Raw genomic sequence first — 14,304 nt, 5'->3', positions numbered from 1 at the left:
CCCCAATGCAAAAGGCCGCCCCATTTTGGAGTGGCCTGTTTCTTGCTCTAGCTTTTCATCCCATCCCAGAAAGATTTGACGGACGAGAAAAAACTTTTTGATTCCGGATGGTTATCTTCACCCAGATCATCGAATTCTCGAAGCAGCTCTTTCTGGCGGCTGGTCAGATTAACCGGCGTTTCCACAGCCAGCTCGATAAACATGTCTCCAACACCACCGCCACGAAGGGCTGGCATGCCTTTGCTGCGCAGACGCATCTGGCGGCCCGACTGACTACCAGCTGGTATTTGCACGCGGCCGCGGCCACCATCAATCGTAGGTACTTCGATGGACCCACCCAGCGCGGCTTTGGCCATGCTGACGGGCACACGGCAATAAAGGTTCACGCTATCGCGCTCGAACAGCTTGTGTTCGGAGACCTCGACAAAGATATAGAGATCGCCGGGAGGGCCACCGCGCATTCCCGCCTCGCCTTCGCCAGCCAGACGAATGCGAGTTCCGGTTTCAACGCCTGCGGGGATGTTCACCGACAGGGCGCGTTCTTTTTCCACCCGGCCAGAGCCGCTGCAAACCTTGCAGGGGTTTTTGATGATCTGACCCAGCCCGGAACAGGTGGGGCAGGTGCGCTCAACGGTGAAAAACCCTTGCTGCGCGCGTACTTTGCCCATGCCGGAACAGGTGGGGCAGGTAATCGGCTCGGCGCCGCCCTCGGCCCCGGTTCCGTCACAAGACGAACAGGCCACAGCAGCAGGGACATTGATGGTTTTTTGCAGGCCTGCATAGGCCTCTTCCAGCGTCACGCGCAGGTTGTAGCGCAGGTCTGATCCGCGTGCGGCCCGGCGTCCACCGCCGCCGCCACGCTGGCCACCCATAAAATCGCCAAACAGATCATCGAATACATCCGAAAATGCACTAGAGAAATCACCCTGCCCAAAGCCACCGCTAGGTCGACCGCCACCACCCATGCCGTTTTCAAAGGCGGCATGGCCAAACCGGTCATAAGCGGCCTTGCGGTCCGCGTCCTTCAGCACGTCATAGGCTTCGTTCGCTTCTTTGAACTGCGCCTCAGCATCCGGGTTGTCTTTGTTGCGATCGGGATGCAACTCTTTGGCTTTCTTGCGAAAACCCTTTTTGATCTCGTCCGCCGATGCGCCCTTGGTCACGCCGAGCACATCGTAATAGTCGCGTTTTGACATCAGTGTTTCCTTCTGCCTCAACGTAATCGGGCCGGCCCGGCGAGCGGACCGGCCCAAATTGGCCCGGTTACCCGTTACTTACGTTTGTCGTCGTCCAGATCTTCGAACTCGGCATCGACAATGTCATCTTCGGCTGGCGCTTCGTCAGCTGCCGCAGGCTCATCTTCGCCCTCTTCGGCTTGCGCCTTGTAGATGGCTTCACCCAGCTTCATGGCCGCTTCAGTGACGTTCTGGATGCCCGACTTGATCTTGTCGGCATTCTCGGTTTCCAGCTCGTCCTTCAGCGCGGCAATCGCCAGCTCGATGGCTTCGATGGTGGTCGGGTCGACCTTGTCGGCATGCTCTTCCATCGATTTCTCGGTCGAGTGGATGAGGCTTTCCGCTTGGTTTTTGGCGTCGACCAGCTCGCGGCGTTCCTTGTCGGCTTCCGCGTTCTCTTCGGCGTCCTTGACCATCTTTTCGATGTCCTCATCGGACAGACCGCCCGAGGCCTGGATCGTGATCTTCTGCTCTTTGCCGGTGCCTTTGTCCTTGGCCGAAACCGAGACAATACCGTTGGCGTCGATGTCAAAAGTCACCTCGATCTGAGGCATACCGCGCGGTGCGGGTGGGATATCTTCGAGGTTGAACTGACCCAGGATCTTGTTGTCCGCAGCCATTTCACGCTCACCCTGGAACACGCGGATTGTCACGGCGTTCTGGTTGTCCTCGGCAGTCGAGAAGACCTGAGATTTCTTGGTCGGAATGGTCGTGTTGCGGTCGATTAGACGGGTGAACACGCCACCCAGCGTTTCAATGCCCAGCGATAGCGGGGTCACGTCCAGCAGAACCACGTCTTTGACGTCGCCCTGCAGAACACCGGCCTGAATGGCGGCGCCCATGGCAACAACTTCGTCCGGGTTCACACCCTTGTGCGGCTCTTTGCCGAAGAATTTTGTGACCTCTTCGATCACTTTCGGCATCCGGGTCATACCACCGACCAGAACAACTTCGTCTACGTCAGCAGCCGATAGACCGGCGTCTTTCAGGGCTGCCTGACAGGGCTTCATCGACTTCTTGATCAGGTCCGCAACCAGCGATTCCAGCTTGGCACGGGTCAGCTTCATGACCATGTGCAGCGGCTGACCGTTCGAGCCCATCGAGATGAACGGCTGGTTAATTTCGGTCTGCGAGGTCGAGGACAGTTCGATCTTGGCTTTCTCAGCGGCTTCTTTCAGACGCTGCAGGGCCATCTTGTCGGCAGACAGGTCGACACCGTGTTCCTTTTTGAACTCATCCGCCAGGTAGTTGACGATGCGCATGTCAAAGTCTTCACCACCCAGGAAGGTGTCACCATTGGTCGACTTAACTTCGAACAGGCCGTCGTCGATTTCCAGAATGGTCACGTCGAAGGTACCGCCACCAAGGTCATAGACCGCGATGGTTTGGGTTTCTTCTTTGTCCAGGCCATAGGCAAGCGCAGCAGCTGTCGGTTCGTTGATGATCCGCAGGACTTCCAGACCGGCGATTTTACCGGCGTCCTTGGTGGCCTGACGCTGTGCGTCGTTGAAATAGGCCGGAACAGTGATAACCGCCTGCGTGACTTCCTCACCCAAATAGCTCTCGGCGGTTTCCTTCATCTTGCCCAGAGTGAAGGCCGAGATCTGGCTTGGGGAGTACTTTTCACCACGGGCTTCCACCCATGCGTCACCATTGCCGCCATCGACGATGGCATAGGGCACCATTTTCTTGTCTTTTTCGACTTCAGCATCATCCACACGACGACCGATCAGACGCTTGACGCCGAAAATCGTGTTGTCGGGGTTGGTGACCGCCTGACGTTTTGCAGGCTGACCGACCAGTCGCTCATCTTCGGTGAAGGCGACGATCGAGGGCGTGGTCCGCGCCCCTTCTGCGTTTTCGATGACCTTCGGCTGCGAGCCGTCCATGATGGCAACGCACGAGTTTGTGGTACCAAGGTCAATGCCGATTACTTTTCCCATAATTTTGATCCCTTTCAATTTAAGGCGATGTCCCGAGGGCCGGACCCGTTATGGCATCCTGTCCCCGATCTGATGTGCGCGACAGCACTACACCATCGCGCGTCCCGGCGTATATAAGGTCCGGACCAATGGCCTGCAAGCACTCTGAATCGCAGGTTTTCGGGAATCTGCAGCCTTTTTTGGCAAGGATTTGGTAAGGAATGGGGAATCAGGTATGGCGCAGCTGCTTTTGCGGGGGTTCGATATCAGGAAAGGGTATCTGGACAGTACCGCCCAGACCCGACTGATCGAGGCATTGCGCCCGATTATGAAAGCCGCGCCATTGGTGCGGCCTGTGACACCCTCAGGCAAGGAGATGTCGGTGCGCATGACCTCAGCCGGAGCGCTGGGTTGGGTCACCGACAGATCAGGCTATCGCTATCAGGATCACCACCCCAAAGGTGCAAGATGGCCCGCGATACCCGAGGCGATCTTGGCCATTTGGAAAGATTTGGTCGGCGCCGAACGTGAACCCGATTGCTGTCTGATCAACTACTATGACGACAGCGCCAAAATGGGCCTGCATCAGGACAAGGACGAGGCGGACTTTTCTTGGCCGGTCCTGTCAATCTCGCTAGGGGATGACGCCCTGTTTCGCATTGGCAATACAAGGCGCGGCGGCAAGACGGAATCGGTTTGGCTAAGCTCGGGCGATGTGGTGATCATGGGCGGCCCGGCCCGGCTGACCTATCATGGCGTTGATCGGATCAGGCCTGGATCATCCCGGCTGTTGCCAAAAGGCGGGCGGATCAACCTGACCCTGCGCGTGGCAAGTTAACGTCGGGCGTTCCAGCTTTGGGACATGTGCTTGCGCGAGAAGAACTCACCCAACAATCCAATCATTAACAGGGCAATACCAACCCATAACGCATATTCCCAACTGGTGTTTCGAGGAAAATAGTTGCGAAAGACGAACCCGCGGCACTGATCAATGATGTGAAACAAAGGGTTCCACGCAAACATCAGCAGAATACTTCCGCCCAGCGCATTGGCGATGAACATTTTACCTGAAAACACCATGTTCAGGCGCCGATAGATGGTGCTCAGCATTGTAGCTGTTGTTGGAAACCATGGTTTGAGCGCCATAAACACCAAACCAACGGCGCAGCCCGTGAACCAGGCCAGCATAAGCATGGAAAAGGCCCCGCCAGGGTCCTGAATATCAAGCGGTGATACTGCGAAGCTGTAGATGAACAGGATTACCAACATCGACATCAGTTGCTTGTATAGCGAACCAAAGGCAGCGGCCAGAAGTGTAACCATCGGGTTCATAGGAGAATGCAACATCATCGGGCTGTTCTTCCCGCCCAGTTTCGAGATACTTCCAACAGCCTGAACATGCATCATAAACGGGAAAATCCCCGACAGGATGTAGAGGATGAATTCCCCCCTGATCTTGGCGACGCGTGCGCCCATAAACGACATGATCAGGTAAAACACCAGCGCCATCAGAACCACCTGCAATATGCTTGTCAGGATCGCGAAAACCGCATTCGCGTGTTGAGCGCGCACCTCGCGAACCACGCCGTGAAACACCAGCTCGGCCGTGGTAAATGCGCCGCCCAACAGCGTTTGGTTGCGTTTGAAGTAAAACACGCGAGGGGTCTTTCCGTTTTGTTGCCCTCAAACTGGCACGAATACCTTGCCGTTCGGTAACCGGCACATCATAAGTCCGTCAGAGATTTGGATCAACAAACCACGTAAACGGAGCATTTTTGTGACCTACGATGCGCTTATCCCCGTCATCCGGCGTCTGGCCCTGGAAGCTGGCGACAAGATCATGGAGATCTACCAGGCGGATGATTTCGACGTGAAGGTCAAATCAGATGCAAGCCCCGTGACCGAGGCGGACGAAGCTGCCGACGCCCTGATTTCTGAAGGGCTGCGCGCAGCTTTCCCGGATATCCTGCTTGTGACCGAGGAACAGGCCGCGTCGCATTCGACCAAGGGGGAAACATTCCTGATCGTTGATCCGCTGGATGGAACCAAGGAGTTCATCAACCGGCGCGGCGATTTCACTGTCAATATCGCATTGGTCGAAAATGGCGTTCCCACGCGCGGCGTCGTCTATGCTCCGGCGCGCGGTCGCATGTTCTATACGCAAGCTGACGGGCAGGCGGTGGAAGAAACAGGCACATTGGACAAAGTTCAAGCTGGTGAGGTCACGCCCATCTCGGTCTCAGACCCAGACAATTCAGCGCTCTTGGTGGTGGCGTCGAAATCCCACCGCGATCAGGCCACAGATGACTACATCAACAAATATCAGGTGCAGGATAGCAAGAGCGCGGGCTCGTCACTGAAATTCTGCCTGGTCGCAACGGGTGAGGCCGATATCTATCCGCGCGTCGGTCGCACCATGGAGTGGGACACCGCCGCCGGTCACGCCGTTCTGGCTGGCGCGGGCGGCAAGGTCGTGCGGTTCGACAATCACGAATCCCTGACCTATGGCAAGGACGGCTATGCAAACCCGTTCTTCATCGCCTACGCTCCGGGTGTTGAGCTGAAAGAAGCCTGATGTCTGTTCTGATCGCCATCCCCACCCGCTATGCCTCGACCCGGTATCCCGGCAAACCTCTGGTTCCACTGACCGGTGCGACGGGCAAAGCGATGACGCTGATTGAACGATCCTGGCGCGCAGCCTGTTCGGTTTCGGGCGTGGATAAGGTGGTCGTGGCCACCGATGATGACCGCATCCGCGACGCCGCCGAGGGCTTCGGAGCCGAAGTCGTGATGACTTCGGAAGCCTGCCAGAACGGCACCGAACGCTGTGCCGAGGCGCATACCGTGCTGGGCGGAGGGTACGACATCATCGTCAACCTGCAAGGCGACGCCCCCCTGACCCCGCATTGGTTTGTCGAAGACCTGATCGCAGGCCTGCGCGCCGCACCTGATGCGGGTGTGGCGACCCCGGTTCTGCGCTGTGACGGTGACGCACTGAACAGCCTTTTGAATGACCGCAAACATGGGCGCGTCGGTGGAACCACGGCGGTGTTCACCCACGACAATAGTGCGATGTATTTCTCGAAAGAGGTGGTCCCCTTCACCTCGGATATATTCGCTGGCGATACCCCAACTCCGATTTTTCACCACGTCGGCGTTTACGCCTATCGCCCGGATGCTCTGGCGGCATACCCCGACTGGCCAACCGGGCCGCTGGAACAGCTGGAAGGTCTGGAACAGCTGCGTTTCATGGAAAACGGCCGCAAAGTGCTGTGTGTCGAGGTCGAAGCCAAAGGCCGTCAGTTTTGGGAACTCAACAACCCCGAGGACGTGCCGAAGATCGAAGAAATGATGGCCACTATGGGTCTGGAGTGACCTCTTTTCCCCCTGACCCCTAACCCAACATGGCGTAGGAACGCCTAACCCTGACCCCATGGATCGCCTATGAAAACTGTTCTTGTCACCGGTGGCGCTGGCTATATCGGATCCCATGCTTGCAAGGCGTTGTCGCAGGCGGGGTATGTTCCGGTGACCTATGATAACCTGATCACCGGCTGGCAGGATGCAGTTAAGTTCGGCCCGTTCGAACAAGGCGACCTGCTGGATCGCGCCCATTTGGACGAGGTGTTCACAAAATACCAGCCCGTCGCCGTGATGCATTTCGCAGCGCTTAGCCAGGTGGGCGAGGCGATGGCGGAGCCTGGGAAATACTGGTCCAACAACGTGACCGGCTCCCTGACTTTGATCGAGGCTGCGGTCGCAGCGGGATGTCTGGACTTTGTGTTTTCATCGACCTGCGCCACCTATGGTGAACATGACAACGTGGTGCTGGACGAGACTACCTCACAGCACCCGCTGAACGCCTATGGCGCGTCAAAGCGCGCCATCGAGGATATCCTGCATGATTTCGAGGCCGCATATGGTCTGCGCCACGTGATCTTCCGCTATTTCAACGTCGCCGGTGCAGACCCGGATGGCGAAGTGGGCGAGTTCCACCGCCCAGAGACGCATCTGGTCCCGCTTATGTTGGATGCCATCGACGGCAAACGCGACGGGCTGACGGTGTTCGGCACAGACTATGATACGCCCGACGGCACCTGCATCCGCGATTATGTGCATGTCTGCGATCTGGTCGACGCCCATGTGCTTGGGTTGAACTGGCTGGAGCAGGGCAAGGGCAGTCAGGTCTTCAACCTGGGCACCGGCTCAGGCTTTTCGGTTCTTGAGGTGATTGAACACTCCAAAGCCGTGACCAACCGGGCGGTGCCTTACACCGTTGGCGCCCGCCGCGAGGGCGATTGCACCAAGCTGGTCTCAGGCTCTGTCCGCGCCGAGGCTGAACTGGGCTGGAAGCCCAAAAGATCCACATTGGAGACGATGATTGCCGATGCCTGGCGCTGGCATCAGAACGGGCATTACGACCAATGAGGCCGGATTGAGCGGCGCTTCGCTACAAACCCTGCCCCGGATCGGATGGGCCGAGGCGTACCGCCTGCGCTGGAAACGCCGCCGCCTGTTGCTACGGTCCTGGCGCAGCCGTCATCAGCTGACCTGTCGGAACGATCAGACCCATAAGATTAAGCGCGGCGACATCCTGTCCTTTACCACGCTGCGGAATGAAATCACCCGGCTCCCTTGGTTTCTGCACCACTATCGACAGCTGGGTGTTGATCATTTTCTGATCGTCGACAACGGCAGCGACGATCGCTCGACCGAGCTGCTGCTGGATCAACCCGATATCTCGCTTTGGCAAACTCATGCCAGCTATCGCGCGTCGCGCTACGGGTTGGACTGGCTGACCTGGCTGCAAATGCGGCACGGTCATGGGCATTGGTGCCTGATGGTGGATGCGGATGAGCTGTTGATCTACGCCCACCACCAGACAAAAACACTGCATGACCTGACCGCGTGGCTGGACCAATCTGGGTGCCGGGCCTTTGGGGCGCTGATGCTGGACCTTTATCCAAAGGGCGCATTAGGGGATCAAGGTTATGACCCCGCAACTGACCCTACCGACGTGCTGAACTGGTTCGACGCAGCGCCGTATCGCGCCCAGCGCCAAAGCCCGTTGGGCAATCTTTGGGTTCAGGGCGGGGCGCGCGAGCGCATGTTCTTTGCAAAAACACGCCAACGGTCACCAACATTGAACAAGATCCCTTTGGTGCGCTGGTCCCGACACTATGCCTACGTGAATTCCTGCCACTCGGCCCTGCCGCGGCGGCTGAACGCGGCCTATGACGGGCCCGGTGGGGAAACACCATCGGGCGTTTTGCTCCACACCAAGTTCCTGCCTGAAATCATCCAGAAATCTCGGATCGAAAAGCAGCGCCGCCAGCACTTTCACGACCCCGACCAGTTCGGATCGTACTATAACGGGATCATCGATGGCCCGACACTTTGGAATGCTCAGTCGATGCCGTTTGAAGGGTGGGAACAGCTAGAGCAACTTGGGCTAATGAATGCCGGAGGATGGCAGCCATGACAAATACATACACATATATGTCATGTTTTCTGCTAACCGGTTCTAAATCCATTGCCCTGCAATATGCAAAGATGACATAACTTGGCATAATCCCGGCCCTTTTTCTGAAAGGGGTGGTGAATGCTCGCGTCACAATAAGGGTAGGCTAAACGCGTGAGCCTGTTGGATTCGTATCGGATGAGATTGCGGCGCAAGCGCCGTATCTTGTGCTGTGTGCGACGCCGACGCGAACTTGAGCCTGCCAGCAACAACACCGCCGCAATTCGGCGCGACGACATCCTGTTGATGAGCGTTGTGCGCAACGAAAAAATCCGCCTGCCCTTTTTTCTGGAATACTACAGAAAGCTGGGCATCGATCATTTTCTGTTTGTCGACAACGACAGCGATGACGGCAGCTTTGAATTCCTACGGGCACAGCCGGATGTCTCGGTCTGGCGCACAAGAACCAGCTATAAACGTGCGGGGTTCGGTCTGGATTGGTCAAACTACCTGCTGCGCAAATATGCCCACAAACACTGGGTTCTGACCGTCGATCCGGATGAATTCTTTATCTACCCGTTCTGCGATACCCGCCCGATCCGGGCCCTGACCGATTGGCTGGATGGCAGCGCTGTGCGCAGTTTCGGCACCATGCTGATTGATATGTACCCCCAAGGCCCCGTCCAGGATGAACCCTATCGCGAAGGTCAGGATCCGTTCGAGATTGCGCGCTGGTTCGATGCGGGCAACTACATGATCACCAAGAATCCAGAATATAAAAACCTCTGGATTCAAGGTGGTGCGCGGGCGCGCGTGTTCTTTGGCGACAACCCGTCGAAAGCGCCAGCTTTGAACAAAATCCCCCTGGTGAAATGGGACCGGCGCTATGTCTATGTCAGTTCGACCCATTCTTTGCTGCCACGCGGGCTGAACCAGGTTTACGACGAATGGGGCGGTGAAAAGACCAGCGGCGCTCTGCTACATGCCAAATTGATCAACACGCTAGGCGACAAAGCACGCGAAGAGCTGCAGCGCGGCCAGCATTATCGCGGGTCCGGCGAATACAAAGCCTATGCCCAACAATTGGATGAAAAGCCTGTATTCTGGTGCGATTTCTCTGAAACCTATATCAATTGGCGGCAGCTTGAAATTCTGGGCCTCATGTCAAAAGGAAACTGGGCATGAGCTCTTTGGGCGTTGTTATGCTGGTCCATACGGCCTTGGATCGCGCCGAACAGGTGGCACGGCATTGGACCGCAGCGGGCTGCCCGGTTGTGATCCATGTGGACCAGAAAGTCCCTGATCAGGTGTGTTCGGAATTCATCGCCTCTTGCGCCGACAACCCCCTGATCACGTTTTGCAATCGCCACAAATGCGACTGGGGTGGCTGGGGTATAGTTGCCGGAACACAGGCTGCATCCGAACAAATGCTAAAGAAATTTCCGGAAGTGCGGCATGTATTTCTGTCATCGGGGTCCTGCCTGCCCCTGCGCCCGGTGCAAGAGCTTGTAAGCTACCTGTCCGATCGCCCCCGTGTGGACTTTATCGAAAGTGCAACCACCGCTGATGTCAGCTGGACCATTGGTGGGCTGGATCATGAGCGTTTCACGCTGCGTTTTCCGTTTTCCTGGCGCAAGCACCGAAAGCTGTTCGACACCTATGTCAGGCTGCAGCGCGCCCTGGGTTTGCGCCGCCAAATCCCCGATGGCCTAATGCCCCATATGGGCAGCCAGTGGTGGTGCCTGACCCGCCAGACACTCTCTGCAATTCTGCAGGACCCTAAACGTAAAACCTATGATCGTTATTTCCGGCATGTCTGGATACCGGATGAAAGCTATTTTCAAACGTTGGCGCGGCTCTATTCGACCCATATCGAAAGTCGCTCGCTGACGTTGTCGAAATTCGACTATCAGGGGCGTCCACACATCTTCTACGACGACCACCTGCAATTACTGCGCCGCTCAGACTGCTTTGTCGCACGCAAGATCTGGTGGCGCGCAGATCGTTTGTATCAGACTTTTCTGACCGATCAGGCGGGCGCACTACGACCCGCAGAGCCCAACCCCGGCAAGATCGACCGGGTCTTTGCCAAGGCGGTCGAACGTCGAACCCATGGTCGCGATGGGCTGTATATGCAAAGTCGCTTTCCCAAACATGGCAGCGAAAATGGCCTGACCTCATCGGCCTACTCGATGTTTCAGGGCTTTAGTGAGTTATTTGAGGGTTTTGAGGCCTGGCTGGAAACTACAACTGGCGCTCGGGTGCATGGTCATCTGTTTGGCCCTGATCGTGCTGAATTTTCCAAAGACCAGACCATCACGAATGGTGCGCTCAGCGATTGCGCGACATTGCGCGACTATAATCCCACGGCGTTTCTGTCGAACCTGGTCTGGAACACACGGGGTGAGCGTCAATGCTTTCAATTCGGACCTAACGACACCCAAGACATCAACTGGTTCATGGCGCGGGACCGAAATGCGCAAATCTCGGTCATTACTGGTGCCTGGGCGGTTCCGCTATTCCGGTCAAACCTGAACTTCGCCGATATCCGGTTTGAGGCTGCGCGCCTGCAACAGATTGAAACCAAACAGATCGAGGTTCTAACTTCGGTCTGGACCAAGGCTAATGTGCGCAGCTGGACCTTGTCGGACTTTGTCGAAGCGCCAATGGAGCCGCTGCAAACCATCATTGACGAGATCGGCACGCAAATGCCCAGCCATCTGACCGAAGCACCCACGATGGTTGATCTGTCCGGCTTTGGCCAGTTTCTGCAAAACCTGAAGAACCAAGGAATGCACCCGAAACTTATGGGTGATTTCCCCGCCGATGACGTGTTTGGAACCCAGACCAAACCGTTCCGAAAGCCCTATCTGGTTCAGTGATGGCCGATGACGCGACCGTTTGACTACTTCATCATACTGGCCGCCATGCGCACAGGCTCAAACCTGCTTGAGGCCAATCTGAACGCGCTGGATGGCATCACCTGTCATGGGGAAGCCTTCAACCCGCATTTCATCGGTCGCGTCAAAGCGCAGGATGTATTGGGCATAACCTTGGAACAAAGGGATAAGGATCCCGCACAACTGATAGAGGCGATGCGCTCTGACGCAAATGCGTTGAACGGCTTTCGGTATTTTCAGGACCATGATTCCCGGGTGCTGGAATCGGCCCTGAAAGATCCACGTTGTGCCAAGATCATTCTGACCCGCAATCCGCTGGACAGCTATCTGTCGCTCAAGATTGTGCGCAAAACCAAGCAGTGGCAGCTAAAGAACATCAAACGACGGCTTGAGGCCCAAGTTGACTTCGACGGGCCCGAATTCTCTGACTATCTGGATGGGCACTATGGGTTTCAGTCCCGCCTGCGTGCCCATCTGCAACGCACTGGTCAGGCCGCGTTCTACATTGACTACAACGACCTGACCGATCTGAGCATTCTGAACGGCCTTGCCGCCTGGCTTGGGGTTTCGTCAAGGCTGGGCCAATTGGATGACCAGTTGAAACCGCAGAACCCGACACCGGCCCTGTCCAAAGTTACCAACCCGGATGAAATGCAAAAAGCACTATCCGGGCTGGACCTTCTGTCCATTTCGCGCAGCCCGAATTTTGAACCCAAACGTGACCCTGCGGTGGATGGATATATCATCGCGGCCGAAACACCGCTGATCTACATGCCACTGCGTGGGGCTATCGAACCGATCGTGCGCCAATGGATGATCGCACTGGACGGTGTGGGTGCCGGTGCATTGCGCACTGATTTGACGCCTAACATGGTTCGCGATTGGATGCGATCTTCGCCCGGTCATCGCAAATTCACGATCCTACGCCATCCCCTGGCACGTGCCCATAGCGCGTTCTGCACCCATATCCTGAACAAAGGGCCGGAGTGTTATGAAGACCTCCGCACGCAATTACGCAATCGGTTCAAGCTGCCGATCCCCGGCCAGGTGCGCGAAAAGAACTATTCCAAAGACCAGCACTATGAAGCATTTTCTGCCTTCCTGACCTTTCTGCGCCACAACATTGCGGGCCAAACCCCAATCCGCGTGGATGCAAGCTGGTGCACCCAGGCGCAAGCACTAGAGGGGATATCAACCTTCGCGATGCCTGACCTGATCCTGCGCGAGGATGAGTTGCCAACCACCCTGCCCGATCTGGCGCGGATCATGGGCCATGACAATCCGCCAGCGCCGGGTACCAGCGCAGCGGAAACTCCGTTTTCACTGAATCAGATCTGCGATGACAGGTTGCAGGCGCTGGCAGCTGAAACCTACCAGCGCGACTTTGATCAGTTCGGGTTTGGCGAATGGCGCCCGGTCAGGCCCGCAGGGTGATCAAAGTGCCCCGGTTGACCATCGCGTAGATCTCTTCCATCTCGTCATTCTTGACCGCGATGCAGCCCGCCGTCCAATCCGGCGTCTTTTTCGCGCGCTTGAATTCTGACCGCAGGTTCGGCTGGCCGTGGATAAAGATATCCCCGCCGGGATCGACTCCGGCGGCTTTGGCCTTGGCGATATCAGCCGAGTTTGGATAGGAAATCCCCAGCGACAGATGATACCGGCTGCGCGGGTTACGGCGGTCGATCAGATATGTGCCCTCAGGCGTGCGCCCGTCGCCACGCTTGGTTTTGGTACCTCTGGGCGCAAAGCCCAGATCGACATCATATTGTCGAAGTATCTGTTCGTTGTGCAGAAGATACAGCTTCCGCGCACCCTTGTTGACGACCAAAGAGGTCACCTCGGGCCCATTGTAAGATAGAATTCTAGGGCTGGCTGAGGCACAAGCCGAAAGGCTTAGCGTAGCCATCGCACCCAATCCAAATGCTCGACGATCCATGTTTCACTGCCTGCTACTCTGGTTTTTTTTGGCTATTATGCCAAAAAATCAAAAAACTGAAATCACTTTTTGATGTTCGATTGCTCAATTAAGCGGCGTTCGATGGCTTCCAGCCGCTCAAGTACCTCATCACGGTAGGCATCGGTTTTGACCTCATCCTCGGCATGATGCGCATCCTGCATCGAGTTTACGATCAGACCAACCAGCAGGTTCACCACCGCGAAGGTCGTCACCATGATGAACGGAACAAAGAAAAGCCATGCGTAGGGATACACTTCCATCACGGGGCGGACGATGCCCATGGACCAGCTTTCCAGCGTCATGATCTGGAACAATGTATAGGCTGACAGGCCCAGATCGCCGAACCAGTTTGGGAAGCTTTCCGAGAACAGCTTGGTCGAGATCACCGAGCCGATATAGAACAGGATCGCCATCAGCAGGAACACACTGGCCATACCCGGTAAGGCCGAGATGAAGCCTTCGACCACCCGGCGCAGGCGCGGTGCAACCGAAATGACGCGCAACACCCGCAGTATCCGCAGCGCCCGCAGAACCGACAGGCTGCCAGCACTGGGCACCAAAGCGATCCCCACGATCACAAAATCGAACAGATTCCAGCCGCTTTTGAAAAAGTTGCGCCCTGTCGCCACCAGTTTCATCGCAATCTCAGCAACGAAAATGGCAAGGCAAAGCTTATCAAGCGTCACAATCAGCGGGCCTGCGATCTCCATCAAGGTCGGAGAGGTTTCCATACCTAGCAGCACGGCGTTGAACATGATCACACCAGTGATGAAACGCCCGAACATGGGTGTTTCGATGATGTGCTGCAATCGCTGTCGAAAGCCCATGT

General features: G+C 56.6%; 13 protein-coding genes. 8 read left to right on the top strand and 5 right to left on the bottom strand.

The features are described 5' to 3' along the window. Window positions 1–47: 47 nt before the first annotated feature. The gene (dnaJ, locus tag ACR0JE_RS06490) at window positions 48–1,196 is read right to left on the bottom strand and encodes a molecular chaperone DnaJ (protein ID WP_480863564.1); all 1,149 of its coding nucleotides are present in this window, start codon (window positions 1,194–1,196) and stop codon (window positions 48–50) included. A 74-nt stretch (window positions 1,197–1,270) separates the two neighbouring features. Further along, the gene (gene dnaK, locus ACR0JE_RS06485; RefSeq protein WP_480863563.1) at window positions 1,271–3,178 is read right to left on the bottom strand and encodes a molecular chaperone DnaK; all 1,908 of its coding nucleotides are present in this window, start codon (window positions 3,176–3,178) and stop codon (window positions 1,271–1,273) included. A gap of 214 nt (window positions 3,179–3,392) precedes the next feature. Here dnaK and ACR0JE_RS06480 point away from each other — a divergent pair, with 214 nt between their 5' ends. Then, complete coding sequence (locus tag ACR0JE_RS06480) at window positions 3,393–3,995, top strand: alpha-ketoglutarate-dependent dioxygenase AlkB family protein (RefSeq protein ID WP_480863562.1); 603 nt, start codon at window positions 3,393–3,395, stop codon at window positions 3,993–3,995. Here the strand turns inward: ACR0JE_RS06480 and ACR0JE_RS06475 are convergent. Further along, complete coding sequence (locus tag ACR0JE_RS06475; protein WP_480863561.1) at window positions 3,992–4,813, bottom strand: ABC transporter permease; 822 nt, start codon at window positions 4,811–4,813, stop codon at window positions 3,992–3,994. The genes ACR0JE_RS06480 and ACR0JE_RS06475 overlap by 4 nt on opposite strands. 121 nt (window positions 4,814–4,934) lie before the next feature. On the opposite strand from ACR0JE_RS06475, the gene cysQ reads away from it, so the two are divergent. From cysQ to ACR0JE_RS06440, 7 genes are all read left to right on the top strand, one after another. After that, entirely contained in the window at window positions 4,935–5,732 is a 798-nt protein-coding gene (gene cysQ / locus ACR0JE_RS06470; protein WP_480550495.1) for a 3'(2'),5'-bisphosphate nucleotidase CysQ, read from the top strand. Further along, entirely contained in the window at window positions 5,732–6,532 is an 801-nt protein-coding gene (locus tag ACR0JE_RS06465; protein WP_480863560.1) for a 3-deoxy-manno-octulosonate cytidylyltransferase family protein, read from the top strand. Before cysQ ends, ACR0JE_RS06465 begins: the two co-directional genes overlap by 1 nt. A gap of 69 nt (window positions 6,533–6,601) precedes the next feature. Continuing rightward, window positions 6,602–7,585, top strand: coding sequence for a UDP-glucose 4-epimerase GalE (gene galE, locus ACR0JE_RS06460; protein ID WP_480863559.1), 984 nt, complete (start codon window positions 6,602–6,604; stop codon window positions 7,583–7,585). After that, a complete protein-coding gene (locus ACR0JE_RS06455) occupies window positions 7,545–8,639 on the top strand; it encodes a glycosyltransferase family 2 protein (RefSeq protein WP_480863735.1) in 1,095 nt (364 codons plus the stop codon). Before galE ends, ACR0JE_RS06455 begins: the two co-directional genes overlap by 41 nt. 177 nt (window positions 8,640–8,816) lie before the next feature. Next, the gene (locus tag ACR0JE_RS06450; protein WP_480863734.1) at window positions 8,817–9,803 is read left to right on the top strand and encodes a glycosyltransferase family 2 protein; all 987 of its coding nucleotides are present in this window, start codon (window positions 8,817–8,819) and stop codon (window positions 9,801–9,803) included. Then, window positions 9,800–11,500 (top strand): DUF5927 domain-containing protein, encoded by a 1,701-nt coding sequence (locus ACR0JE_RS06445; RefSeq protein WP_480863558.1) that lies wholly within the window; start codon window positions 9,800–9,802, stop codon window positions 11,498–11,500. The genes ACR0JE_RS06450 and ACR0JE_RS06445 overlap by 4 nt, the downstream gene beginning before the upstream one ends. A 6-nt stretch (window positions 11,501–11,506) precedes the next feature. Beyond that, a complete protein-coding gene (locus ACR0JE_RS06440; protein ID WP_480863557.1) occupies window positions 11,507–12,952 on the top strand; it encodes a sulfotransferase family 2 domain-containing protein in 1,446 nt (481 codons plus the stop codon). Here the strand turns inward: ACR0JE_RS06440 and ACR0JE_RS06435 are convergent. Both ACR0JE_RS06435 and ACR0JE_RS06430 read right to left on the bottom strand, forming a co-directional pair. Next, complete coding sequence (locus tag ACR0JE_RS06435; protein ID WP_480543680.1) at window positions 12,936–13,454, bottom strand: L,D-transpeptidase family protein; 519 nt, start codon at window positions 13,452–13,454, stop codon at window positions 12,936–12,938. The two genes, ACR0JE_RS06440 and ACR0JE_RS06435, sit on opposite strands and share 17 nt — an antisense overlap. 62 nt (window positions 13,455–13,516) lie before the next feature. Next, window positions 13,517–14,302, bottom strand: a complete 786-nt coding sequence (locus ACR0JE_RS06430; RefSeq protein ID WP_480550485.1) for an ion transporter — start codon at window positions 14,300–14,302, stop codon at window positions 13,517–13,519. Window positions 14,303–14,304: the final 2 nt, after the last annotated feature.

It is taken from the genome of Ruegeria sp. H3 (assembly GCF_056533095.1).
The sequence above is the reverse complement of the archived record's forward strand: the minus strand, read 5'-3'. Positions and strand labels throughout refer to the sequence as shown.

What these genes read in the sequence shown, in the direction of transcription:
- dnaK (WP_480863563.1), bottom strand. Translation starts at nt 3,178, where the DNA reads ATGGGAAAAGTAATCGGCATTGACCTTGGTACCACAAACTCGTGCGTT.
- ACR0JE_RS06455 (WP_480863735.1), top strand. Translation starts at nt 7,545, where the DNA reads ATGCCTGGCGCTGGCATCAGAACGGGCATTACGACCAATGAGGCCGGA.
- ACR0JE_RS06445 (WP_480863558.1), top strand. Translation starts at nt 9,800, where the DNA reads ATGAGCTCTTTGGGCGTTGTTATGCTGGTCCATACGGCCTTGGATCGC.
- ACR0JE_RS06450 (WP_480863734.1), top strand. Translation starts at nt 8,817, where the DNA reads ATGAGATTGCGGCGCAAGCGCCGTATCTTGTGCTGTGTGCGACGCCGA.
- ACR0JE_RS06435 (WP_480543680.1), bottom strand. Translation starts at nt 13,454, where the DNA reads ATGGATCGTCGAGCATTTGGATTGGGTGCGATGGCTACGCTAAGCCTT.
- ACR0JE_RS06465 (WP_480863560.1), top strand. Translation starts at nt 5,732, where the DNA reads ATGTCTGTTCTGATCGCCATCCCCACCCGCTATGCCTCGACCCGGTAT.
- galE (WP_480863559.1), top strand. Translation starts at nt 6,602, where the DNA reads ATGAAAACTGTTCTTGTCACCGGTGGCGCTGGCTATATCGGATCCCAT.
- dnaJ (WP_480863564.1), bottom strand. Translation starts at nt 1,196, where the DNA reads ATGTCAAAACGCGACTATTACGATGTGCTCGGCGTGACCAAGGGCGCA.
- ACR0JE_RS06430 (WP_480550485.1), bottom strand. Translation starts at nt 14,302, where the DNA reads ATGGGCTTTCGACAGCGATTGCAGCACATCATCGAAACACCCATGTTC.
- ACR0JE_RS06440 (WP_480863557.1), top strand. Translation starts at nt 11,507, where the DNA reads ATGACGCGACCGTTTGACTACTTCATCATACTGGCCGCCATGCGCACA.
- ACR0JE_RS06480 (WP_480863562.1), top strand. Translation starts at nt 3,393, where the DNA reads ATGGCGCAGCTGCTTTTGCGGGGGTTCGATATCAGGAAAGGGTATCTG.